Here is a 21,250-nt window from a genome sequence, read left to right on the forward strand (position 1 = left end):
AGCCCGCATCGGCCCCACAGTATGGGACGACGACGGACCGATCCCAATCGAAAAGAGATCAAAAACGCCAACAGCCATAACGGGTCTTCCTAACTAAAAACGCATGTGGTCGGGTTGAGTGGAGCGGCCAGGACATCCTCTGCATGCTCGGTCGCGAAGACGCCCGCTGCGCGGACGTGACGCTCCCTTAGACGCATGCTGCCGGATGCCCCGCCCACTCCGAGGGCCCGTCACCCAGGCGACGTGGGCACGAGAGGCCGGCGGAGCCGGACTTTTCGAAAGCGTGCGTCAAAGCGACGAAGGAGCAGCACGCGTGAAAATGTCCGGTCCGGCGGCCCCGGAGGTGATTACAGTCCGGGGTAGAGGGGGTGGGCCTTTGCGAGTGCGTCGACGCGGTGACGGAGTCCGGAAAGGTCGGCGTCGGCGTCGGCCGTCAAAGCCTCGGCGATGATGTCCGAAACCTCGCGGAAGGCGTCCTCGCCGAAGCCGCGGGTCGCAAGGGCGGGGGTGCCGATGCGCAGGCCGGAGGTGACCATCGGCGGGCGGGGGTCGAAGGGGACGGCGTTGCGGTTGACGGTGATGTCGATCGCGGCGAGTCGGTCTTCGGCCTGCTGGCCGTCGAGTTCACAGTTCCGCAGGTCCACGAGGACCAGGTGCACGTCGGTGCCGCCGGACACCACGGTGATGCCCTTGGCGGTAACGTCGGGCTGGACCAGGCGTTCGGCCAGGATCCGGGCACCGGCCAGGACGCGTTCCTGGCGTTCCTTGAACTCGGGGGACGCGGCGATCTTGAAGGCCACGGCCTTGCCGGCGATCACGTGCTCCAGCGGGCCGCCCTGCTGGCCCGGGAACACAGCGGAGTTGATTTTCTTGGCGATGTCGGCGTCGTTGGTGAGGATGATGCCGCCGCGCGGACCGGCGAGGGTCTTGTGCGTGGTGGACGTGGTGACATGGGCGTGCGGCACAGGGGAGGGGTGCAGCCCCGCGGCTACCAGCCCGGCGAAGTGGGCCATGTCAACCATCAGATACGCACCTACCGAGTCGGCGATCCGGCGGAACTCCGCGAAGTCCAGCTGCCGGGCGTAGGCGGACCAGCCGGCCACGATCAGCGCCGGCTTGTGCTCCTGGGCCAGGCGCTCCACTTCGGCCATGTCCACGGTGTGGGTGTCCTCGCGGACGCCGTACGGCACCACGTTGTAGAGCTTGCCGGAGAAGTTGATCTTCATGCCGTGGGTCAGGTGCCCGCCGTGGGCGAGGTTCAGGCCCATGATGGTGTCGCCGGGCTTGATCAGCGCGTGCATCACCGAGGCGTTCGCCTGTGCACCGGAATGCGGCTGCACGTTGGCGAATTCCGCGCCGAACAGGGCCTTGATCCGGTCGATGGCGAGCTGTTCGATGACGTCCACGTGCTCGCAGCCGCCGTAGTAGCGCTTCCCGGGGTAGCCTTCGGCGTACTTGTTGGTCAGCACGGAGCCCTGCGCCTGCATGACTGCCACGGCGGTGTGGTTCTCCGAGGCGATCATCTCAAGGCCGTCGCGCTGGCGGCCCAGTTCGTCGTCGATCTTTGCCGCGATCTCCGGGTCCAGGGCGGACAGGTCCGCATTCAGGCTCGGCGACTCCACCTGCTGGAACACTACGGTCCCCGCTGCGGCGCTCACAGTTCGCCGCCGTTCGCTGCGGCGTATTCCTCGGCGGACAGGAGCGGGCCTTCCTCGGTCACGGCCACCTTGAACAGCCAGCCGGCGCCGTAGGGATCGGTGTTGATCAGGGCGGGGTCGGCAACCACGCCGTCGTTGATTTCGACGACCTCGCCGGTCACCGGGGCGTAGAGGTCGGACACGGACTTGGTGGATTCCACCTCGCCGCAGGTTTCGCCGGCGGTCACGGTGGAACCGACCTCTGGCAGGTCCACGTAGACGATGTCGCCCAGGGCGTCGGCGGCGACGGCGGAAATGCCGATTCCCACCGGACCCGACCCATCCGCGGCAACCCACTCGTGCTCGGCGGAGTACTTCAGTTCAGCAACAACTTTGCTCATGTGTTTTTCCTTTGCTTGCTAAGTCTGGGTGGTTACTTTTGGCGTTTGTAGAAGGGAAGTTCGACCACTTCGAAGCGTTCGGGCTTGCCGCGGAGGTCGATGTCCAGGACGGTGCCGGGGGCCGAGTATTCGACCGCGACGTAGGCCATGGCCACCGGGTAGCCGAGGGTGGGGCTGGGCTGGCCGGAGGTCACCTCGCCCACCAGGGTGCCGTCCTGGAGGACCGGGTAGTGCGCGCGGGCCGCACGCCGGCCGGTGCCCCTGAGGCCCACGAGCTTTTGGCCCATGGTGGAGCCGACGCCGGCGGCCTTGATCGCTGCCAGCGCCTCCTTGCCCACGAAGTCGCTTTCCTTGGCCAGGGAAACTACCGGACCGAGTCCCGCCGCATAGGCGTTGACGTGGCGCGAGAGTTCGTTGCCGTAGAGGGGCATCCCGGCCTCGAGGCGCAGCGAATCCCGTGCGGCAAGGCCGGCGGGGACCAGCCCGTGCTCTTCGCCGGCAGCCAGCAGTGCCTCCCAGAGCGCGGGCGCGTCCACGTTGGGAACGTAGATTTCGAAGCCGTCCTCGCCGGTGTAGCCCGTGCGGGCAATCAGCAGCTCCTGGACAGAGCCGTTGACCGCGACGCCGGCCTCCACCGCGGCGTAGTACTTCAGCTCACGGACCAGGGCGTGCTGGTCAGCCGGGACGAGCTTCAGCAGGATGGCCTGGGCTGCCGGGCCCTGCACAGCGATCAAGGAAGTCTCCGCGGAAGCATCCTCAACCTTCACGTCGAAACCGGCGGCGCGCTCGAGCAGAGCAGCCACAACCGCCTTGGCGTTGCCGGCGTTGGGGACCACCAGGTACCGGTCCTCGGCACGGCGGTAGGTGATGAGGTCGTCGATGATGCCGCCGTCGGCGTCACAGATCAGTGAGTACTTGGCCTTGCCCACGGCCACCGCGGACAACTTTCCGGCAAGGGCGTAGTCCAGGAAGGCTGCCGCCTGCGGGCCGGTGACCCAGACTTCGCCCATGTGGGAGAGGTCGAACAGGCCGGCTGCGTTGCGGACGGCGTGGTGTTCGGCCAGTTCGGAGTTGTATTTGAGGGGCATCTGCCAGCCGCCGAAGTCCGTAAAGGAGGCGCCGGCCTTCTTGTGTTGCTCGTAGAGAGCTGCGTAGTTCTCAGTCATGGGCATGTCCTTAGTTTTCGAAGTCTTCGAGGGGAGGGCAGGAGCAGACGAGGTTGCGGTCCCCGGCGGCGCCGTCGATCCGGCCCACGGGCGGGAAGTACTTGTCCTGCTTGAGGTGGTGGACGGGGAAGGCTGCCTGCTCGCGCGGGTAGGCGCGGTCCCAGTTCGAGGACACGACGGCGGATGCCGTGTGCGGTGCCCGGCGCAGCGGTGAATCGCCAACAGTGAAGTCCCCGGCGGCGACCTGGTCGATTTCCTTGCGGATGGTGATCATCGCTTCGATGAACCGGTCGATCTCGGCCAGGTCCTCGGACTCGGTGGGTTCCACCATCAGCGTCCCGGCCACGGGGAAGGACAGGGTGGGGGCGTGGAAACCGAAGTCGATCAGCCGCTTGGCCACGTCCTCGGCCGTGACCCCGGTCTTCGCGGTCAAGTCGCGCAGGTCCAGGATGCACTCGTGCGCCACCAACCCGCCTTCACCGGTGTAGAGCACCGGGAAGTACTCGTTCAGCCGGGAGGCGACATAGTTCGCGGCCAGCAGTGCTGACTTGGTGGCCTCGGTCAGGCCTTGGCCGCCCATCAGCTTCACGTAGGCCCAGGAGATGGGGAGCACCCCGGCGGAGCCGAAGCGTGACGCGGAAATTGCTACGCCATGACCCTCTTCGTGGGCTGCCTTGGTGGCGTCCCCGGGCATGAAGGGTGCCAGGTGGGCTTTGGCCGCGACGGGTCCGACGCCGGGTCCGCCGCCGCCGTGCGGGATGCAGAAGGTCTTGTGCAGGTTCAGGTGGGACACGTCCCCGCCGAACTTGCCCGGCTGCGCCAAACCCACCAGGGCGTTGAGGTTCGCGCCGTCGATGTAGACCTGTCCGCCGGCGGCGTGGACCGCGTCGCAGACCTCGCGGACGTCCCCGTCGTACACGCCGTGGGTGGACGGGTAGGTGATCATGATCGCCGACAGTGCGTCCTTGTGGGCGTCGATCTTCGCGTACAGGTCAGCGTGGTCGATGGTGCCGTCGGCGGCGGTGGCCACCACCACGACCTTCATCCCCGCGAGCACCGCGGACGCGGCGTTGGTGCCGTGCGCCGAGGCCGGGATCAGGCAGACATTGCGCTGGCCCTCGCCGCGGGAACGGTGGTAGCCGCGGATCGCGAGCAGGCCGGCGAGCTCGCCCTGGGACCCGGCGTTGGGTTGGATGGACACCTGGTCATAGCCGGTGATCTCGGCCAGGTCCGCTTCCAGGCCTGCGATCAGTTCACGCCAGCCCTCGGTCTGGGAATCCGGGGCGAACGGGTGGATTGAGGCGAACTCCGGCCAGGAAATGGCCTCCATCTCGGCCGTGGCGTTCAGTTTCATGGTGCACGAGCCCAGCGGAATCATGGTCCGGTCCAGCGCCAGGTCACGGTCAGAGAGCTTGCGGATGTAGCGCAGCAGCTGGGTTTCGGACCGGTGGGTGTTGAACACCGGGTGCTGCAGGAAGTCCGAGGTGCGGAGCACGGTTGCGGGCAGTTCGAACCCCTTCGCGTCCCCGACGGGACCGGCGCCAAAGGCGACGGCAACGGCGGAAAGGGTTGCCGCCGTCGTCGTCTCATCAATGGAGACACCCACGGTGTCCTCGTCGATGAGGCGCAGGTTGATGCCGCGTGCCTCGGCGGCGGTGAGGACCTTGCGGGCCTTGCCCGGCACGCGGACGGTGAGGGTGTCAAAGAACGAATCGGTGACCAGCTCCCGGCCCACGGCGCCAAGCGCAGTGGCGAGGATCCGCGCGTTGTGGTTGACCCGCTCCGCGATGGCCTTCAGCCCGTCCGGTCCGTGGTAGACGGCGTAGAAGGAGGAGACGATGGCCAGCAGCGCCTGGGCGGTGCAGATGTTGGACGTGGCCTTCTCGCGGCGGATGTGCTGCTCGCGGGTCTGCAGGGCAAGGCGGTAGGCGGGGGCACCGGCGTCGTCCTTGGAGACGCCGACGATGCGGCCGGGAAGCGTGCGCTCCATCCCGGTCCGGACCGCCATGTAGGCAGCGTGCGGGCCGCCAAAGAACAACGGGACACCAAAACGCTGGGTGGAGCCAACGGCGATATCCGCGCCCTGCTCGCCGGGAGGGGTGATCAGGGTCAGGGCGAGCAGGTCGGCAGCGACGGTGACAAGCGCACCGCGTTCCTTGGCCGCTGTGATAACCGCGGACTGGTCCCACACCCGGCCGGACACGCCGGGCTGCTGGAGGACGATGCCGTTGATGGCGCCGTCGGGAAGCCCCTTGGAGAGATCCGCGACCTCCACGTCGAAGCCCAGGGCCTCGGCCCGCCCCTGCACGATGGCGATGGTCTGCGGTAGGCAATCGGAATCCAGGACCGTCTTGCCGTCCTTGGCGTCCTTGTTCTTGTTGGCCCGGCGCATCAGCAGGACGGCCTCGGCCACGGCCGTAGCTTCATCCAGAAGGGACGCGTTCGCCACCGGAAGGGCGGTCAGGTCCTGGACCATGGTCTGGAAGTTCAGCAGGGCTTCAAGCCGGCCCTGCGAAATCTCAGGCTGGTACGGGGTGTAAGCCGTGTACCAGGCCGGGGACTCCAGGATGTTGCGGCGGATCACCGGCGGCGTCACGGTGTCGTAATAGCCCTGGCCGATCATCTGGACCGCGGTCTTGTTCCTGGCCGCAAGCCTGCGCAGTTCGGCGAGGACCTCCACCTCGCTGAGGGCGTCCTCAAGCCGGAGCGCGTGCTCCTGGCGGATGGATCCCGGAACGGCAACGTCCACGAGCCCGTCCACGCTGTCGTAGCCGATGGCCTTGAGCATGGTGTCGACGTCGGCCTGGCGGCGCACGCCGATATGGCGGTCGGCGAAGGCCGATGGGTTGGATTGAATCGTCATGAGGAACTCCAGGTCTGGCCGGCCACGGATGGCACGGCATGGATGGGTTCCTCCCCGCTCTGTATTGGACCTGAGAGATTCCGAGGACACCTGCTCATGGCAGGGCACTCTTGCACCGTCGGTGAGTCCGGCAGGAAGCCGGGCTGCTTTCCAGAGTCGCCTCGCTGTGACGGTACATGGGCCTGAGAGATTCCTGGGGAGGATTTGCTCCTACGGCGCCTGTCCGGTGGTGGTCCGGGAGAGCTCTCCCGTCACAGCTCGAAAGGCTTATTCAAATGTGGGTGATTCGGCTCACAAGGTACACGGCCTTGCCTGCCCGTGGCAAATCGGCGCTTGCCACGCCCCCGGATTCCTGGTTGGGGGTTTGACAATGCTGCGTGACCGGAACCACACTGAACCTGACCGGCGCCGTGCCGGACCGGCTCCACCGATTCGGGGCGGCCTGCCGGCAGCGGTCCATGCGAAGCAACTTTTTCTAACTGAACATGCCTTTGACCTGTGGCGGGAGAGCCCTGCCAGGTACATCCAGCAGGCGCCGTAGGAGCAAACCCTCCCCAGGAAACTCTCAGGCCCATGTACCGCCGCGGAAAGGCAACTCTGGAAAGCAGCCGGGCAGGTCCCGGCTCACCGACGGTGCAAGCACGCCTTCACGGCTGCGGAAACTCTCAGGTCATGTACAGAGCGGGGAGGAACCGAATCTATGCAGCATCCGGTGCTGCTTGAACGATGGAGTTCCTCATGACGATTCATCCCCCCGCGTCCCCGGGCGGCCAGCCACCCCACGGCGCTTCCCCTTCCGGCAAGGCCGCACACAGCGAACCTCCCCACCTCGAACGCCAGCTCAGCAACCGGCACATCCAGCTCATCGCCATCGGCGGCGCAATCGGTACCGGCCTCTTCATGGGCTCCGGAAAGACCATCTCCGCCGCGGGCCCTTCCGTGATCTTCGTGTACATGGTCATCGGCTTCATGCTGTTCTTCGTTATGCGCGCCATGGGCGAACTGCTGCTCAGCAACCTGAACTACAAATCCTTCAGCGACTTCGCGGCCGACCTCCTGGGGCCGTGGGCAGGCTTCTTCACCGGTTGGACCTACTGGTTCTGCTGGGTGATCACCGGGATCGCGGACGTCATCGCCATCGCGGGCTACTCCCGGGAGCTCTGGCCGGCACTGCCGCTGTGGATCCCAGGGCTGGCCACCGTCGCCATCCTGCTCCTGCTGAACCTCGCCACAGTCAAGGCCTTCGGCGAAACCGAATTCTGGTTCGCCCTGATCAAGATCATCGCCATCGCCGCTCTGATCATCGTCGGCCTGTTCATGATCTTCACCGGCTTCCAGAGCGACGCCGGAACGGCCGGCTTCAGCAACCTGTGGAGCCACGGCGGCTTCTTCCCCAATGAATTCATGGGCTTCGTGGCCGGATTCCAGATCGCCGTCTTCGCCTTCGTGGGCATCGAGCTTGTGGGCACCACGGCGGCGGAAGCCAAGAACCCGGAGCGGAATCTGCCGAGGGCCATCAACGCCATCCCCGTCCGCGTCCTGCTGTTCTACGTCGGCGCGCTGATCATCCTGATGTCCGTCACCCCGTGGACCCAGTTCGCCGCCGGACACAGCCCGTTCATTGGCATGTTCTCCCTGGCCGGGCTGGGCGCCGCCGCCACCGTGGTCAATCTGGTGGTCCTGACCTCCGCCATGTCCTCCGCAAACTCCGGCATCTACTCCACCTCCCGGATGGTGTTCGGCCTGGCCCAGGAGGGGGATGCACCGGGCGTCTTCGCCCGGCTGTCGCCGAAGAAGGTACCCAGCAACGCGCTGTTCCTGTCGTGCGTGCTGCTGCTCTCCGGCGTCGTGCTCATGTACGCAGGCCAGGACGTCGGCAAGGCCTTCGAAATGGTCACCACCGTGTCCGCCGTGTGCTTCATCTTCGTCTGGTCCATGATCCTGGCCAGCTATCTGGCGTTCCGGCGCCGCCGCCCGCACCTGCATGCAGCCTCGAAGTTCAAGATGCCCGGCGGCGTTCCCGTTGTGTGGGCGGTCTTCGCGTTCTTCGCCTTCGTCCTCTGGGCGCTGACCACCCAGGCCGACACCCTCGCCGCCCTGCTGGCCACCCCCGCCTGGTTCGTGGTCCTGGGTGCGGCATGGGCAGTCCTGCGGCGCCGGCCCGCGCACCTCGCCCGGTTCGAGGTGTTCAAGGCCGAGCTGCGGGCAGACGAGGCTGCGGCCGGCGGAAGCACCGGCACCGGCCTGGCCGAGAAAGAGCAGGCAAGGAAGTGAGCGGACGCCGGCGGACCCCACCGGGCGGCGGCAGGCCAAGGCGCCGAAGTTAAGCATGCTTAGTGTTTATCCACTTAGGATGGAGGAGCACGGCAGCCTTCCCGCTGCAGGTCGATTTGAATGAGGTGACCATGGCCAGGCGCAGCAATCCCGCAGTACGAATCGCACAGGAAACCGCCCACAACGCGGTGTTCGACGCTGAGGGCAACCCCAAGCCCGGTGTCCACAACATGCTGCTGAAGGCGGTGGAAATCCAGCGCCCGTTCGTGGTGGCCTATCTCCGGCGGTTGCAGAAGAAGCATCCGCGTGCCACCGCCGCCCAGCTGGCCGACATTTTGGAGCGCGACTACCTGCGTGCCGTCACGGGCGGCGGGGCGGTGGTGGGTGCCACCGCCGCGGTGCCCGGCGTGGGAACGGTGGCGTCGCTGGGACTTTCGGCGGCAGCCACTGTCGGATTCCTGGAAGCGACAGCCCTGTATGCCACTTCACTGGCCGAACTCCATGGCATCCGGCTGACCAACCCGGAGAAGGCCAGCACCATGGTCATGGCCATCATGCTCGGCGAGGAGGGGACGTCCCTCCTCGGGGCGCTCAGCGGGCAGGTTGCGGGCAAAGGCGCGAACGCCACCCAGGCCTGGGGCAGCATGCTGTCCAAATCGATGCCGATGCCGGGGTTCAGCAGCATCCGGAGCCGGATCCAGAAGGCTTTCCTCAAGAACCTGCTCAAACGCCAGGGCACGGCGCTGTTTGGAAGGGCCCTGCCCTTCGGGATCGGGGCGGTGGTGGGCGGAGCGGGTAACCTCATGATGGGCCGCGCCGTGGTGTCGAACGCCAAGGAAGCGTTCGGACCCATGCCGGACACCATCCCCGGGGAGCTGAAGGCCGCCGCAGCTCCCGACAAGCAGACGCTGGAAGGCAACACCTTTGGATCTCAACGCTGACCTCGGCGAATCATTCGGCTCCTGGAAGATGGGGCACGACGCCGCGATGTTCCAGCTGGTGACCAGCGCCAACGTGGCCTGCGGGTTCCACGCCGGCGACCCCATCACCATGTTGGACAGCTGCCGGGCAGCCTACGAGCTCGACGTCACTGTCGGTGCGCACGTGGGGTACCGGGACCTGGCAGGCTTCGGCCGGCGATCGCTGGATGCCAGTTTCGATGAGCTGTTCGGCGATGTGCTGTACCAGCTGGGAGCGCTCGACGGCGTCGCGCACGCCGTGGGTGCCTCCGTGGACTACGTGAAGCCCCACGGGGCGCTGTACAACCGGCTGGTGCATGATGCCGGACAGGCCGAGGCCGTGGTGGCGGCCGTCAACGCCTACGACCCCGGACTGCCCATCCTGGGGCTGCCGGGCTCGGAGCTGCTGAAGCAGGCACAGAAGGCCGGCCACCCGGTGTTCGTTGAAGCCTTCGCGGACCGCGCCTACCAGGCCGACGGAACTTTGCTCCCCCGCTCGCAGGATGGCGCCGTCCTGCACGACGTCGATGCGGTGGTGGAGCGGGCGGTCCGGCTGGCCACCAAGGGCGAAGTGGTGGCCGTTGACGGCACCGTGGTTCAGGTTCGGCCCGATTCGCTGTGCATCCACGGCGATACTCCGGGCGCCGTGGAGATGGCCGCGGGAGTGCGGGCAGGCCTGGTTGCTGCCGGGATTGAGCTGGAGTCCTTCGCCTAAACGTCCGCCCCTGGCCGGCAGCGGCGCTCAGCCAAAGACCAGGTGGGCCACCGTGAAGATCGCCAGCCCGGCCAGCGACCCCACCACGGTGCCGTTGATCCGGATGAACTGCAGGTCCTTGCCCACCTGGAGCTCGATTTTCTGCGACGTCTCCTCGGCGTCCCAGCGCGCCACGGTATCCGTGATGACCCCGGCAATGTCCGAGCGGTAGGTGCGCACCAGATACCCGGCGGCGTCGCCGATCCAGGCGTTGACCTTGCCGGCAAGCTCGGGATCGCTGACCAGGCGGGAACCGAAGTCCCGGACCGCGGCCTTGAACTTGATGGTCAGGTCGCTGTCGGGATCGTCCACGGCACCCAGCAGGGCGTTCTTCACCGTTCCCCAGGTTCGGGAGGCCAGTTCGCGGACCTCAGGGTCCCCCAGGACCTGGGCCTTGATGTCCTCAGCTCGGGCGATCATCGCAGGATCGTGCTGCAGGTCCTGGGCGAGGTCGTTCAAGTACTTGTCGATCGACTGACGGACCTGGTGGTTCGGGTCCGCCTGCACTGCCCGGACAAATTTGAGGAATTCGATGTACACCTTGTCTCCCACGAGCCCGTCCACGAACTGCGGAACCCAGGTGGGGGAGCGGTCGGAGACCAGCCGGCTCACCGTCTGGTGATTCTCGCTGACCCAGTCAGCTGCCCGGTCCACCAGTAGGTCAACGAGCTTGTGGTGGTGCCCGTCGTGGAAGATCCGCTCCGCCATCTTGCCCACCGGAGGTCCCCACGGCGGAGTGAGCAGATGCTTGCGCACCATTCCCTCGATGACCGCCTGGACGTCGTCGTCGTTGAGGACCTTGAACGCGCCGCGGATGAGCGCCGCGCCTTCCTTGGCCACCCGCTCGGCGCCTGCAGGCGTGGCGAGCCATTCGCCGGCCCGGCGGGCGATGTTGACGCTGGCAAGCTTCTCATGGACCACCTGTTCGGACAGGAAGTTGGTTTCCACAAACTCGCCCAGCGAGGCGCCGATCTGGTCCTTCCGCCGCGGAATGATCGCGGTGTGCGGGATCTTGATGCCCATCGGGTACTTGAACAGCGCCGTCACGGCGAACCAGTCGGCCAGGGCGCCCACCATGCCGCCCTCCGCGGCCGCCCGCACATACTGCAGCCAGGGATACTCGTCCTGCAGCGCGAAGGCGACAACAAAAACAACGGCCATGGCGATCAGCAGGCCCAGGGCCACAAGCTTCATTTTCCGCAGCGCTGCCGCCTTGTCGGCATCACCGTCACCAAGCCGGCGGCCGACGGCGGCGGCCGCGTGGGCGTGGTCCGGCACCGGGCGAGCGGGCTGGGGCGGGGCTTCCTGGGTAGTTGGCTCAGAGTTCACCTGCATATGCCAAGCCTAGCCCCGCAGTGGCGGCGCGGTCGGCTACCGTGTCTGCATGAGGTTTGAGGAGCCACTGCCGAAGAGGCCGCTGGTCTTTGCGCACCGCGGCGCGAGCGCCGCCTTCGCCGAACATACACGGGCCGCCTACCTGCAGGCACTGGCGGACGGGGCGGACGGCGTGGAGTGCGATGTCCACCTCACCCGCGACCAGCATGTTGTCCTGCTGCATGACGCCAACCTTGACCGCACCTCGGACGGCACGGGGCCGGTGGCCGAGCGGACACTGCGCGAACTGCGGCACCTCGATTTCTCGTCATGGAAGGGCGTGCGTATCCCGGAGGCGTACGGTGCCCGGTCGGCACAGTTCCTGACCCTGCCCGAACTGCTGGACATTCTTCGGGGAGCCGGGCGGCCGGTCAGGCTCGCAATCGAACTGAAGCATCCCAGCCCCTACCAGCTGAAGCTTGAGGACAGGGTCCTGGAGCTGCTGCGCCGGGAGGGCTGGGATCCCGCCGGCTCCACCGTGGACAACGTGGCGGTGACTTTCATGAGCTTCAGCCCGGACTCGGTCCGGCACCTGCTCCGGTCCGTCCCGGCGCAATACGTCTGCCAACTGGTGGACGACATCAATATCCACGAAATCCGCGGCGGGCTTGGCCTGGGCCCGATCACCGGCGGAGCCATTGCCAACTTGATGAAAGCCACGCAGCTGGAAGGCGAGCGGATCCTGGACGGCCGCCTGGCAGGGCTGGCGGGGCCGGGCATCGATTACGTCCGCGGGCATCCGGCTACCGTCCAGCGCTGGCTCGGCTCCGGCCGGCGGTTCCGCGTGTGGACGGTGGACTCCCCGGAAGATGTGGCCCTCTGCCAGGAACTCGGGATCCACGAAATCACCACCAATGTGCCCGCCCGGGTCCTGAGCCAGCTCCAGATGGCTTCGACGCAGGGACGGTAGGCGGCCGTGGGCAAACAGCCGGACGACGTCGGTCCCCGCCGCTGGTGGGCCGGGCCGCTGGACGTGGAGGGCCTCGCCCTGGGCGCCGTCTCCGCCGCAGCGGCAGCCTTGACCCAGTACACCGGTGGACGCCCAAGGTTCTCCACCACACCGGCACTGACCGCCGCCGCCTTCGATTCGTCCGGGCATCTGCGGATCGCCGGGCGGAAGCTGCAGGGGTTTGCCCCGTTGTCCGGGTTCCGGCGGACGAAGGACGGCTGGATCCGGCTGCACGCCAACTACCCGCACCACGAGCAGCGCCTGCTGCAGGCCCTTGGCGCGCGCTCGCCTGCCGGGGTGGATGCCGCGCTCCGGACCATGGCTTCCCTTGAGGCGGAGGCGGCAATCCAGGCAGCGGGCGGGATTGCCGCTGCCGTCCGGACGCGCAGCGCGTGGCTGGCCTCCCCGATGGGAGAGGCTGCCGGTTCCGGTCCCTGGATTTCCCTGACTTCCTCCGACGGCGAAACCACAGGGATGGGCCTGGCCGGTATGCCGGGGCCGGAAGCGGTTCCGGCAGGTCCTCCACCCGCTGGCGCAGGTCCTCCACCCGCTGGCGCCGGCACCGGGGCACGCCCGCTGGCCGGCGTCCGCGTCCTGGACCTCACCAGGGTCATCGCCGGTCCCGTTGCCACCCGGCTCCTGGCTGCGCTCGGCGCGGACGTCCTGAGGATCGACCCGCCCCGGCTGCCCGAACTGTCCGACCAGTTCGTGGACACCTGTTTCGACAAACGCAGTGCGGAGGCGGACCTCGGCCGCCCCGAAAACCAAAGCCGGCTGCGGGACCTCATTGCAGCTGCCGACGTGGTGGTCACCGGCTACCGGAAGGGGGCGCTGGACCGGTTCGGGCTGGGTACCGGTGCCCTGCTGGAGGCCCGCCCCGGGCTGGCCGTGGTCACGCTGAACAGCTGGGGTGCAACAGGGCCGTGGAGCAGCCTGCGAGGCTTCGACAGCATCGTGCAGGCGGCCGCGGGGATTGCAGACCTCTACGGCCAGGAGACGGACGACGGCGGCTGGCACCCGGGTGCCCTGCCCGTCCAGGCGCTGGACCACGCCACCGGGTACGGAGCGGCAGCCGCAGCAGTCACGCTCCTTGCCGGCCGCCGTCGTACCGGCCTGGGTGGAACCGCCCGGCTGTCGCTGGCGAGGACCGCGGGGGAACTGTTCTCCCTAGCCGGAACACACGAAGCAGCAGCAGGACTCGCGCCGCCGGACTACCGGACCATGGACAGCTCCTTCGGGGAGCTCCGGTACGTCCCGCCTCCGCTGCTGCTGGACGGGCTGCCGCTCGACTACCGCAATCCGCCACCCCCCTACGGCAGCTCCGGGCTGGCCTGGGCCTGACCCACCAGCGGCTCCAGACCGGTTTCAGACGCCCGTCCTCCTTGTGATTGAGTTGGACCATGCTTCTCCTGGGATCACCGGCCGTCCGGGTGGGTATCTCCATCAGCATCGCCACCGGGCTGTACGGGGTGTCCTTCGGGGCGCTGTCCGTCACCTCCGGGCTCAATTTCTGGCAGACCATGGCCCTGAGCCTCCTGCTCTTCAGCGGCGGCTCACAGTTCGCGTTCATCGGCGTGGTGGGAGGCGGAGGCTCCGGCATCGCGGCGATGAGCGCGGCAACGCTGCTGGGCGTCCGCAACGGCATCTACGGGATGCAGCTGAACGCGCTGCTCAGGCCCACCGGTTGGCGGAAATACGTTGGCGCCCAGCTGACCATCGACGAATCGACGGCCACCAGCACAGGACAAACTGATCCGGAAGAGCAGCGCCGCGGATTCTGGGCAGCCGGCATCGGGATCTACGTGCTGTGGAACCTGTTTACCGCCGTAGGCGCCCTTGCCGGCGCGGCGCTCGGGGACCCCAGGCAATGGGGCCTTGACGGCGCCGCGGTGGCCGCCTTCCTGGCCTTGCTCTGGCCGAGGCTCAAAGGTCGCGAACCCGTGGCCATTGCTGTGGTGTGCGCCGTGGCCACGGTCATCGCCGTTCCGTTCGTGCCCGCGGGCGTGCCCATCCTGGTGGCCGCCGTCGTAGCGGCAGCCATCGGCTGGTTCAGCCACGGGCGCAGTGACGAGGGCCTCGAACCCGACGTGGATCCTTACCGGGAGCGCCACCGGCATGATGGGGGCCACGGAGGAAAACATGACGGCGGCCACCACGGGCCTGTTCCGGGAGCAGGCGCATGAGCCTCTGGTTCTGGCTGCTGGTGGCCTGTGCCCTGGCCTATGCCTGGAAACTGGTGGGCTACCTGGTGCCGGCCCGCTTCCTGGAGGATCCGCGAATGTCGCGCATAGCAGGAACCATGACCATCGGGCTGCTCGCCTCCCTCACCGTGGTGAATGCCGTGGCATCGGGCCAGTCGCTGGCCGCCGACGCACGGCTCGGCGCGCTGGCCGCTGCCGCCGTGGCCCTGGCGCTGCGTGCCCCTTTCCTGGTGGTGGTTCTCGCCGGAGCGGGAACGGCGGCACTGCTGAGGTTGCTGGGCTGGAGTTGACCGTCCGCCGCGGAGCCGCGCCTGGGTGACGTGGGTCACTTCCGATGACAGTCCCCGGCTGTACTATGGGAGCGGCTATGCAGTCGGCCACGGAATTTTCTGTGAACGGGGACCATGGACAATCAGCTGCACGCTGCCGGAGAAAGAGCCGGCCGGCCCCGAAAAGATGCCCGACGGCGGGCGGGGCTTCCTGCCAAACGCTTCTACACACGATTTGCTGCCCTGTCCGACGTCCCGCCGGAGGATCTGGAGTTGCTGGCCGAGAGGCTGAGCGCCGGCCTGACGGCGGATCCGTCGTCGCCGGTTCCCGCGCTGCAGGCCCTGGTACGGCGGGAGATCCGCAAAAGGGGGGACGCGGCCAGCGGTTGACCCACTGCCGGGCACCAGGGACCGAATGCGGTAGGTCCTGACGGGCGGCCAAAGGAGGAACCGGAATGAACGTAGAGTCACAGCCCGCGGGGGAGCAGCCCGGCAGGCGCCGTCCAGGCTACCGTGATCCCCGCGGCTCCCAGTCCACCAGGGACATGCGGGATACGGCGAAGCGCCGCCGGGACGCCGAGGAGAAGCTTCAGCAGCATCTCATCGAAGCGAAGGACCATGTGCCCAACGAACACCGCGGGGATCGCGGGCCGGGCACCGGGCAGGAATAGGCGCGGCGCGGCCCCCGGCATCATGCCGTGGCCAGCAGGAACTGCTTTGTGGGGGAGGGTCTTGATCCAGCCGGAACGAAGATGATTCCGGCTTGCTATGCCACTCCGTGGGCGGCGCCGTCCGGCAGCGCGGCCCGGCGGCAGCTTTCTTCGACGGCCATGTCGTACCAGGCCTGCGCGCCAAATTCGGGTTCTGGCGTGTCAAGGTTCTGGTACAGCGCGTCCAGCAGGTCCGCTAGTTCATTCGCGCTCAATGTGGGCAGGACCTCTTCCGGATCGCGCGGATTGTTGAGGTAGTGCGAGAGCTTTGAACTGTTCATCGCGCTGCGGCCATCGGCTGCCGGAAATGCAGGAACTGCTTCATGGAGTCGCTCCATCTGGGATGTTCAGAGGCTGGCTGCGTAACCCTCTTGAAGTGTATTGCACCACGTGGGCGCCCACAATGGGTCCCTAATCCGGGGCGGCTGCACGGGAAGTGGCCGGCCCAAGTGCGTTGCCGGCAGGAACCTACCCCAGTCCGGGTTCGCCAAGGGCGGCCATCAGGGGCGCCGTGGGCGAGGTTGTGGCGGCAGGCACTGGAACATGCGGCGGCAGGGGGCGCGCCGGCCGGGCAGTGCGGATGGCATCCTCCACCAGTGCCAGCGGACGGCGCCAGGCGTCGGAGCCCGGCTCCATGGTGTCCACAACGCTGATCAGCATGGCGAGCAGGCGGAACATGTCCGTCATGGAGATGTCGGGACGCAGGCTTCCCTGCCCCTGCCCCCGCACCAGCAGGACGCTGAGGGATTCCATCAGGGACCCGGCGATGCCGGTGAGCAGTTCGCGCCTGCCGGCCACGGCGCCCAGCAGATTGGCGTCGGCACTGGAGGCATCCATAAGGGACTCCAGCACCCGGAACAGGCCGGCGGCGGCATCGATATCGGCCAGCGCCCCCTCAATCACGGGATCGACGGTGAGCCGAAGCTGCCGGTTCAATGCCGCAAGGACAAGCTCCTCCTTGTCCGCGAAGTTCCGGAAAAGGGTGGCCGGGCCTACGCCGGCCGTGGCCGCGATGGTCTGCAGGGGTACATCCGGACCGAACTCCCGGAAGCACTGGCGCGCCGCCGTAATGATCTTGTCCACGTTCCGCGCTGCGTCGGCGCGGAGGGGCTTGCGGGCGACTGCGAGACTCATGCCCAAAAGGTTAGCAACGCAACTGCGCGCCTTCACCGTTACTGAAGGGTAGGAGCTTATGTGACGGCGGGGGCGCCCGCGCTGCCCGTTGCCCGCCGGGACGGCGTGGCAGACTGGCATCATGTTGCTTGCGTTTTCTGTTGCCCCGTCCGGCACCCCTGCTGAAGGCTCCCGGCCGGATGACGCTTCCGTCCACGACGCCGTTGCCGCTGCTGTGAAGATCGTCCGGGAGTCGGGGCTTCCCAACCAGACGGAGTCGATGTTCACCACCATCGAAGGCGAATGGGATGAGGTGTTCGACGTCGTCAAGCGCGCCACCGAGGCGGTGGGGCGGTACGGCAGCCGCGTTTCCCTGGTCATCAAAGCTGACATCCGGCCCGGTTACACAGGAGAGCTCACCGCCAAGGTGGAGCGCCTGGAGGACGCCCTGGCGGACGGTTCCTGAGTCATCTTTTCCGGTGGCCACTTGCCCTGCTTATTCTCTGGACCAGCAAGTCCGCCCGTGCCAAACTGTGGCAATGTTCGAGCATAAGCCCCGGCCGGAGTGGACGGCAGCTGAAGAGTACCTGACACGTGTGGTGGTCCACCCGGACCCGGCCCTAGAGCAGGCCATCAGTTCCGCCGCGGAGGCGGGGATGCCTGCCATCGAGGTTGCACCGAATGCCGGAAAGCTGCTCAAGCTCCTGGTCCAGCTCTCCGGTGCCCGCCGCGTCCTGGAAATCGGTACGCTCGCGGGCTTCAGTACCATCTGGATCGGGCGGGGGCTTCCCGAGGATGGCACAGTGGTCACGTGCGAATTCCTGCCCAAGCACGCGGAAGTGGCCTGGGCCAACCTCGATTATGCCGGCCTGGGCGAGAAGGTGGAGATCCGCCTGGGACCCGCGCTGGAAACCCTGGCTGCGCTCGCAGAGGAGGGCCGGGAGCCTTTCGACTTCATCTTCATCGACGCAGACAAGGAGAACAACAGCCGGTACCTGGACTGGGCGGTGCGCCTGGGCCGGCCCGGTGCCACTGTGGTCCTGGACAACACCGTCTGGGAGGGTGCCATCCTGGATCCAGACCTGGATCCCGTGAACGCCCCGGGCATCGTGGACGCCCTTAAGCTGCTGGGGGAGCACCCGAGGCTGGACGCCACCGTCATCCAGACGGTCGGCTCGAAGGGGTGGGACGGCTTCGCGCTCGCGAGGATCAGCTAGCCCCCGCTAAGCATTGACGGCCCGGCAGCATGGCCTGGCAGGGGCAGTCGCAGGCCTGTTACTAAGTATGCTTAGAATTAGTGTCCGGCTGAAGGGCAGCCGGCCAGGCCGCATCGGAGGTACATGATGAAAGCGTCTCCCACCCTTGCCAGCAACCTGCAGATGGTCCTCACCGACCTGATTGAACTGCACCTGCAGGGAAAACAGGCCCACTGGAACCTTGTGGGCACGAACTTCCGCGACCTGCACCTGCAGCTTGACGAAATCATCGCTGCGGCCCGGCTTTTCGCCGACCAGACTGCCGAACGGATGCGGGCCATGCACGCACTGCCTGACGGGCGCAGCGGCACCGTCTCCGCGGACAACCGGCTGGACGAGTTCCCCGAGGGCCTGACGTCCACCAAGGACGCCGTCAAGCTGATCACCGCCCGGCTGGAACGTGCGGTGCAGACGATGCGCGACGTTCATGACGACGTCGACGACGAGGACCCCACCAGCGCCGACCTGCTCCACGCAGCCATCGAACGGCTGGAACAGCTGGCGTGGATGGTCAACGCAGAAACCATGTCCCCCACTGCTTCCGTCACCCAGCCGGCCGCGAACTAGTCTGCAGGCGCAGCAAAAGGGTGCTGCCGCATCATGCGGCAGCACCCTTTCACGTGGACCTAGTCCTTCTTGAAGGCGTCCTTGACCTTCTCGCCCGCCTGCTTCAGGTCGGCCTTTGTCTGGTCCATCTTGCCCTCAGTGCGGAGGCTTTCGTCATCCGTTGCCCGGCCAGTGGTCTCCTTGGCCTTGCCGCCCATCTTCTCTGCGGCGTTGTCGATCTTGTCGTCCAAACCCATGGCATTGCTCCCTTCGGCTGGTGGCCGGCGATGCCGCCAGCCATAATCCCATGCTAGCCAGACTCGGGACGCACCAACAGGGGTTGTTCCGCCTTGACCTGCAGATACTTGGGGATCGAAGGATCAGACCAGCGGTGGTGCGCTGGCCACGATGTAGTCGGCGGCGGCGGGCCCGGTCATGGACAGGTTGTTGCTGTCCGGGTTGATTCCGTGGTCCTCCAGGGCCACCCAGAGGGCATCCGGCGGCTGGAGCTGTGCCTTATGGATCAGGCACCAGCTGGTGTACAGGCCGTAAAGTTCGTCGCGTCCAAGGCCCAGGCCGGGCTCCCTGTCGGGAACAACTGCTTCGGCAAGGAATTCTTCAAAGTGGTTAGCAGGCATGTCCGCTCATTAGGGTCGACCGTGTGCCGCCGTATCTGCTTCAGCGGTCCTGCCGGACCAAACGGGCCAGCAGAGTAATCACGAAAGTATTGCAGTGCGGATAACTTTGTCCAGTTAGGCCACGGAAACCAAGGGGTGGCACTGAGCGGATCGAGGGGGCCGACGGCGACTGGGGGGACTGGCCTCGGTCTCAGAGGAGGCCATCTCACCGCCGGCCCCGCCTTGCCCCGGGCCCTTGTTAAACCCGGGATCTTCAACTGGACCTACCTCTAATTTTCCCCCATCTTGGAGGTCCTGCCTAGTACCTGCGGTTGGTGCCGTGAGCGCGGTGCATGCAAAAGGCCACCGCACACAGGAGAGGTACAGTGCCCTGCGCCGGACACTGTACCTCTCCCTGCGTAGCAGCTGCTGCTACTGCCTGTTGCTGTTTCCTTCGCCGCCCGGGGACTCCCGATGTTCAGTGCGGTCCCGCACCTTGTCCTTTACCCGGTCGCGGTGCGGCTCCGTGTCCTGTTGCCCGTTCTTGTCATTCGTGTCCGGATCTTCCGGGCTCCCGCCGTTTTGGGCGCTGTACTTTTCACGCAGTTCACGGCCATGCCGGATATCGTCTTCCTCCTGTGCCTGGAGTTTTTCGCTCTTCTTGGTGTCCCGCGGGGGCAGCTGGATGGTCTCTTCGGCCTTGATGCCGGCCTCCAGCTGGCGGCCGCGTTCCAGTTCGGCGTCGAACTCGGCGCCGAACAGCAGGGACAGGTTCAGGATCCAGAGCCACAGGAGCATGATGATCACGCCGCCCAAGGCACCGTACGTCTTGTTGTAGTTGCCGAAGTTGCCCACGTAGAACCCGAAGCCGAGGGACGCGAGCAGGAAGACGAACAGGGCAATGCCCGAACCGATGCTCATCCACTTGAACTTCGGCTGTTTCACATTGGGAGTGGCGTAGTAGAGCACCGCGATGATGACGATGATAAGTCCCACCATCACCGGCCATTTTGCGATGTCCCAGACCGCGAGGAAAACGCCGCTCAATCCGATCAGGCCGCCCACTGCCTCCGCGACAGGACCGCTCAGGACCAGCATGCCGGCGAGGATCGCGATGAGGACAATCGCCAGGAGGGTGACCACCAGCATGGTTCCGCGCAGCTTTACGAACGGCCGGCCCTCATCCACCTCATACACCCGGTTCATGGCCCGGCCAAACGCACTAACGTAGCCCGATGCAGACCACAGGGCGGTGGCAAGGCCGATGACCAGCGTCAGCCCCGCCGCCGGTGCATTGGCCAGGTCCTCGACCACTCCGCCCACCGTATTGACAGTTTCGGCGGGGGCGAAACCACGGACGATCTCCAGCAGGGCATTAGTGGTTTTTTCCGGATCGCCGAAGAGCCCGATCACTGACACGAGGGCCAGGATGGCCGGGAACAATGACAGGACGGCGTAGTACGTCAGCGCTGCAGCGAGATCAGTGCACTGGTCTTTGCTGAACTCGCGCAGGGTCTTCTTGAGTATGTATTTCCAGGATGGCTTGTCCACGTCCTTGGGGCTGTCCGGCTTCCTGGAGTCGTTCGGATCCGGTGCCTGCCCCGCCTTGGCGGTGCTGGTTTCGGATGCGTCGTGAGTGGCCATGATGTGTCCTCTCGATCAAGGGCTGAAACGGACAGGCCGGCTCCGCGGGTGGCGGAGCCGGCCTGTCATAGAGTGCAGTTGGCTTGCGTTGCCGCGGCCTGGGATCAGGTGTTTTGGACGTTGGTTTTGGCGTCGGTGGCGCGGTCCTTGACGTCGGTGGCGGCGTGCTGGCCTTCGGTTTTGACTGCTTGGGCTGCGTCGGTTGCGGTGGCCTTGACGTTTTCCATCGCTTCCTGGGCCGGTTCCTTCAGGTCCTGGACCATGTCCTTCGCGGCGTCGGTGACCTTGCCGGCCAGGGGCTGGGCTGCGGTTTTGAGCTGGTCCGCGGCTTCGCGTTCTTTCTGGCTCGGCGGGATCAGGGATGACACGAGCATTCCGGCGCCGAAGGCGATCAGGCCCGCGGCCAGGGGGTTGCCTTGCGCCTTGGCTTTGACCTGGTCCGGGGCCTGGGAGATTGCGGTGCCGGCATCGGAGAGTTTGGCGGAGACGTTGTCCTTGGCGCCGTGGAGGGTGTCCC

The 21,250-nt window shown here is 66.6% G+C and carries 23 protein-coding genes, 1 pseudogene and 3 riboswitches; of the genes and pseudogenes, 12 read left to right on the plus strand and 12 right to left on the minus strand.

Annotated elements, in window-relative coordinates; all coding sequences use genetic code 11:
• The 5 genes from AC5RU7_RS20300 to gcvP form a co-directional block, all read right to left on the minus strand.
• Window positions 1-78, minus strand: a 78-nt coding sequence (locus AC5RU7_RS20300; protein WP_494053769.1) for a serine dehydratase beta chain, incomplete at its 3' end; no start/stop codon positions are given.
• Between the two features lie 269 nt (window positions 79-347).
• Window positions 348-1,658, minus strand: a complete 1,311-nt coding sequence (gene glyA / locus AC5RU7_RS20305) for a serine hydroxymethyltransferase (protein WP_494053749.1) — start codon at window positions 1,656-1,658, stop codon at window positions 348-350.
• Window positions 1,655-2,038 carry a glycine cleavage system protein GcvH gene (gene gcvH, locus AC5RU7_RS20310; RefSeq protein ID WP_494012240.1) on the minus strand — a complete coding sequence of 128 codons (384 nt, stop codon included), beginning with the start codon at window positions 2,036-2,038 and terminating at the stop codon, window positions 1,655-1,657. Before gcvH ends, glyA begins: the two co-directional genes overlap by 4 nt.
• Before the next feature lie 32 nt (window positions 2,039-2,070).
• Window positions 2,071-3,204 carry a glycine cleavage system aminomethyltransferase GcvT gene (gene gcvT / locus AC5RU7_RS20315; RefSeq protein ID WP_494053750.1) on the minus strand — a complete coding sequence of 378 codons (1,134 nt, stop codon included), beginning with the start codon at window positions 3,202-3,204 and terminating at the stop codon, window positions 2,071-2,073.
• A 10-nt stretch (window positions 3,205-3,214) separates the two neighbouring features.
• Window positions 3,215-6,067 (minus strand): aminomethyl-transferring glycine dehydrogenase, encoded by a 2,853-nt coding sequence (gene gcvP, locus AC5RU7_RS20320; RefSeq protein WP_494053751.1) that lies wholly within the window; start codon window positions 6,065-6,067, stop codon window positions 3,215-3,217.
• A 160-nt stretch (window positions 6,068-6,227) separates the two neighbouring features.
• A riboswitch (glycine riboswitch) is annotated at window positions 6,228-6,328 on the minus strand.
• Window positions 6,329-6,559: 231 nt separating this feature from the next.
• A riboswitch (glycine riboswitch) is annotated at window positions 6,560-6,658 on the plus strand.
• Between the two features lies 1 nt (window position 6,659).
• Window positions 6,660-6,757, plus strand: a riboswitch (glycine riboswitch).
• Window positions 6,758-6,805: 48 nt separating this feature from the next.
• Between gcvP and AC5RU7_RS20325 the strand changes: the two genes are divergently transcribed.
• The 3 genes from AC5RU7_RS20325 to AC5RU7_RS20335 all read left to right on the plus strand — a co-directional run bounded on the left by AC5RU7_RS20325 (window position 6,806) and on the right by AC5RU7_RS20335 (window position 10,015).
• Complete coding sequence (locus tag AC5RU7_RS20325) at window positions 6,806-8,341, plus strand: amino acid permease (protein WP_494053752.1); 1,536 nt, start codon at window positions 6,806-6,808, stop codon at window positions 8,339-8,341.
• A gap of 131 nt (window positions 8,342-8,472) precedes the next feature.
• Complete coding sequence (locus tag AC5RU7_RS20330) at window positions 8,473-9,282, plus strand: hypothetical protein (protein ID WP_494053753.1); 810 nt, start codon at window positions 8,473-8,475, stop codon at window positions 9,280-9,282.
• Window positions 9,266-10,015, plus strand: a complete 750-nt coding sequence (locus AC5RU7_RS20335) for a LamB/YcsF family protein (RefSeq protein ID WP_494053754.1) — start codon at window positions 9,266-9,268, stop codon at window positions 10,013-10,015. The genes AC5RU7_RS20330 and AC5RU7_RS20335 overlap by 17 nt, the downstream gene beginning before the upstream one ends.
• A 27-nt stretch (window positions 10,016-10,042) precedes the next feature.
• On the opposite strand, the gene AC5RU7_RS20340 is transcribed toward AC5RU7_RS20335, so the two are convergent.
• Window positions 10,043-11,389, minus strand: a complete 1,347-nt coding sequence (locus AC5RU7_RS20340; RefSeq protein WP_494053755.1) for a DUF445 domain-containing protein — start codon at window positions 11,387-11,389, stop codon at window positions 10,043-10,045.
• Between the two features lie 49 nt (window positions 11,390-11,438).
• Here AC5RU7_RS20340 and AC5RU7_RS20345 point away from each other — a divergent pair, with 49 nt between their 5' ends.
• From AC5RU7_RS20345 to AC5RU7_RS20370, 6 genes are all read left to right on the plus strand, one after another.
• Window positions 11,439-12,338 (plus strand): glycerophosphodiester phosphodiesterase, encoded by a 900-nt coding sequence (locus AC5RU7_RS20345; RefSeq protein ID WP_494053756.1) that lies wholly within the window; start codon window positions 11,439-11,441, stop codon window positions 12,336-12,338.
• Between the two features lie 6 nt (window positions 12,339-12,344).
• Window positions 12,345-13,718 carry a CoA transferase gene (locus AC5RU7_RS20350; protein ID WP_494053757.1) on the plus strand — a complete coding sequence of 458 codons (1,374 nt, stop codon included), beginning with the start codon at window positions 12,345-12,347 and terminating at the stop codon, window positions 13,716-13,718.
• A 59-nt stretch (window positions 13,719-13,777) separates the two neighbouring features.
• Window positions 13,778-14,560 carry an AzlC family ABC transporter permease gene (locus AC5RU7_RS20355; protein WP_494053758.1) on the plus strand — a complete coding sequence of 261 codons (783 nt, stop codon included), beginning with the start codon at window positions 13,778-13,780 and terminating at the stop codon, window positions 14,558-14,560.
• Window positions 14,557-14,868 (plus strand): AzlD domain-containing protein, encoded by a 312-nt coding sequence (locus tag AC5RU7_RS20360; RefSeq protein WP_494053759.1) that lies wholly within the window; start codon window positions 14,557-14,559, stop codon window positions 14,866-14,868. Before AC5RU7_RS20355 ends, AC5RU7_RS20360 begins: the two co-directional genes overlap by 4 nt.
• A gap of 114 nt (window positions 14,869-14,982) precedes the next feature.
• Window positions 14,983-15,237: a hypothetical protein gene (locus AC5RU7_RS20365; RefSeq protein ID WP_494053760.1), complete on the plus strand. Its 255-nt coding sequence runs from the start codon at window positions 14,983-14,985 to the stop codon at window positions 15,235-15,237.
• A 65-nt stretch (window positions 15,238-15,302) separates the two neighbouring features.
• Window positions 15,303-15,518: a hypothetical protein gene (locus AC5RU7_RS20370; RefSeq protein WP_494053761.1), complete on the plus strand. Its 216-nt coding sequence runs from the start codon at window positions 15,303-15,305 to the stop codon at window positions 15,516-15,518.
• Window positions 15,519-15,613: 95 nt separating this feature from the next.
• On the opposite strand, the gene AC5RU7_RS20375 is transcribed toward AC5RU7_RS20370, so the two are convergent.
• Together AC5RU7_RS20375 and AC5RU7_RS20380 are read right to left on the minus strand one after the other, a co-directional pair.
• Window positions 15,614-15,895: a hypothetical protein gene (locus AC5RU7_RS20375; RefSeq protein WP_494053762.1), complete on the minus strand. Its 282-nt coding sequence runs from the start codon at window positions 15,893-15,895 to the stop codon at window positions 15,614-15,616.
• Window positions 15,896-16,025: 130 nt separating this feature from the next.
• On the minus strand, window positions 16,026-16,691 hold the full coding sequence (locus tag AC5RU7_RS20380) for a TetR/AcrR family transcriptional regulator (RefSeq protein ID WP_494053763.1): 666 nt from the start codon (window positions 16,689-16,691) through the stop codon (window positions 16,026-16,028).
• 121 nt (window positions 16,692-16,812) lie between these two features.
• On the opposite strand from AC5RU7_RS20380, the gene AC5RU7_RS20385 reads away from it, so the two are divergent.
• The 3 genes from AC5RU7_RS20385 (at window position 16,813) to AC5RU7_RS20395 (ending at window position 18,493) form a co-directional block, all read left to right on the plus strand.
• A complete protein-coding gene (locus AC5RU7_RS20385) occupies window positions 16,813-17,136 on the plus strand; it encodes a thiamine-binding protein (RefSeq protein WP_494053764.1) in 324 nt (107 codons plus the stop codon).
• 73 nt (window positions 17,137-17,209) lie between these two features.
• Window positions 17,210-17,887, plus strand: coding sequence for an O-methyltransferase (locus tag AC5RU7_RS20390; RefSeq protein ID WP_494053765.1), 678 nt, complete (start codon window positions 17,210-17,212; stop codon window positions 17,885-17,887).
• 126 nt (window positions 17,888-18,013) lie between these two features.
• Window positions 18,014-18,493 (plus strand): Dps family protein, encoded by a 480-nt coding sequence (locus tag AC5RU7_RS20395; protein WP_494053770.1) that lies wholly within the window; start codon window positions 18,014-18,016, stop codon window positions 18,491-18,493.
• Between the two features lie 59 nt (window positions 18,494-18,552).
• On the opposite strand, the gene AC5RU7_RS20400 is transcribed toward AC5RU7_RS20395, so the two are convergent.
• From AC5RU7_RS20400 to AC5RU7_RS20415, 4 genes and pseudogenes are all read right to left on the minus strand, one after another.
• Window positions 18,553-18,729 carry a CsbD family protein gene (locus AC5RU7_RS20400; protein ID WP_494053766.1) on the minus strand — a complete coding sequence of 59 codons (177 nt, stop codon included), beginning with the start codon at window positions 18,727-18,729 and terminating at the stop codon, window positions 18,553-18,555.
• A 123-nt stretch (window positions 18,730-18,852) separates the two neighbouring features.
• Window positions 18,853-19,110, minus strand: a complete 258-nt coding sequence (locus AC5RU7_RS20405) for a hypothetical protein (protein WP_494053767.1) — start codon at window positions 19,108-19,110, stop codon at window positions 18,853-18,855.
• 411 nt (window positions 19,111-19,521) lie between these two features.
• Window positions 19,522-20,733 (minus strand): YihY/virulence factor BrkB family protein, encoded by a 1,212-nt coding sequence (locus AC5RU7_RS20410; RefSeq protein ID WP_494053768.1) that lies wholly within the window; start codon window positions 20,731-20,733, stop codon window positions 19,522-19,524.
• A gap of 104 nt (window positions 20,734-20,837) precedes the next feature.
• Window positions 20,838-21,250, minus strand: a pseudogene (locus tag AC5RU7_RS20415) (DUF3618 domain-containing protein); the annotation flags it as partial.

The organism is Arthrobacter sp. K410C (assembly GCF_059090105.1).

Excerpts from the sequence above, each read along its gene's own strand:
- AC5RU7_RS20410 (WP_494053768.1), bottom strand. The coding sequence starts at position 20,733 with ATGGCCACTCACGACGCATCCGAAACCAGCACCGCCAAGGCGGGGCAG.
- AC5RU7_RS20380 (WP_494053763.1), bottom strand. The coding sequence starts at position 16,691 with ATGAGTCTCGCAGTCGCCCGCAAGCCCCTCCGCGCCGACGCAGCGCGG.
- AC5RU7_RS20375 (WP_494053762.1), bottom strand. The coding sequence starts at position 15,895 with ATGGAGCGACTCCATGAAGCAGTTCCTGCATTTCCGGCAGCCGATGGC.
- AC5RU7_RS20360 (WP_494053759.1), top strand. The coding sequence starts at position 14,557 with ATGAGCCTCTGGTTCTGGCTGCTGGTGGCCTGTGCCCTGGCCTATGCC.
- AC5RU7_RS20365 (WP_494053760.1), top strand. The coding sequence starts at position 14,983 with ATGGACAATCAGCTGCACGCTGCCGGAGAAAGAGCCGGCCGGCCCCGA.
- AC5RU7_RS20325 (WP_494053752.1), top strand. The coding sequence starts at position 6,806 with ATGACGATTCATCCCCCCGCGTCCCCGGGCGGCCAGCCACCCCACGGC.
- AC5RU7_RS20345 (WP_494053756.1), top strand. The coding sequence starts at position 11,439 with ATGAGGTTTGAGGAGCCACTGCCGAAGAGGCCGCTGGTCTTTGCGCAC.
- AC5RU7_RS20355 (WP_494053758.1), top strand. The coding sequence starts at position 13,778 with ATGCTTCTCCTGGGATCACCGGCCGTCCGGGTGGGTATCTCCATCAGC.
- gcvH (WP_494012240.1), bottom strand. The coding sequence starts at position 2,038 with ATGAGCAAAGTTGTTGCTGAACTGAAGTACTCCGCCGAGCACGAGTGG.
- AC5RU7_RS20340 (WP_494053755.1), bottom strand. The coding sequence starts at position 11,389 with ATGCAGGTGAACTCTGAGCCAACTACCCAGGAAGCCCCGCCCCAGCCC.
- AC5RU7_RS20405 (WP_494053767.1), bottom strand. The coding sequence starts at position 19,110 with ATGCCTGCTAACCACTTTGAAGAATTCCTTGCCGAAGCAGTTGTTCCC.
- AC5RU7_RS20400 (WP_494053766.1), bottom strand. The coding sequence starts at position 18,729 with ATGGGTTTGGACGACAAGATCGACAACGCCGCAGAGAAGATGGGCGGC.
- AC5RU7_RS20395 (WP_494053770.1), top strand. The coding sequence starts at position 18,014 with ATGAAAGCGTCTCCCACCCTTGCCAGCAACCTGCAGATGGTCCTCACC.
- AC5RU7_RS20390 (WP_494053765.1), top strand. The coding sequence starts at position 17,210 with ATGTTCGAGCATAAGCCCCGGCCGGAGTGGACGGCAGCTGAAGAGTAC.
- gcvP (WP_494053751.1), bottom strand. The coding sequence starts at position 6,067 with ATGACGATTCAATCCAACCCATCGGCCTTCGCCGACCGCCATATCGGC.
- AC5RU7_RS20370 (WP_494053761.1), top strand. The coding sequence starts at position 15,303 with ATGAACGTAGAGTCACAGCCCGCGGGGGAGCAGCCCGGCAGGCGCCGT.
- AC5RU7_RS20385 (WP_494053764.1), top strand. The coding sequence starts at position 16,813 with ATGTTGCTTGCGTTTTCTGTTGCCCCGTCCGGCACCCCTGCTGAAGGC.
- gcvT (WP_494053750.1), bottom strand. The coding sequence starts at position 3,204 with ATGACTGAGAACTACGCAGCTCTCTACGAGCAACACAAGAAGGCCGGC.
- AC5RU7_RS20330 (WP_494053753.1), top strand. The coding sequence starts at position 8,473 with ATGGCCAGGCGCAGCAATCCCGCAGTACGAATCGCACAGGAAACCGCC.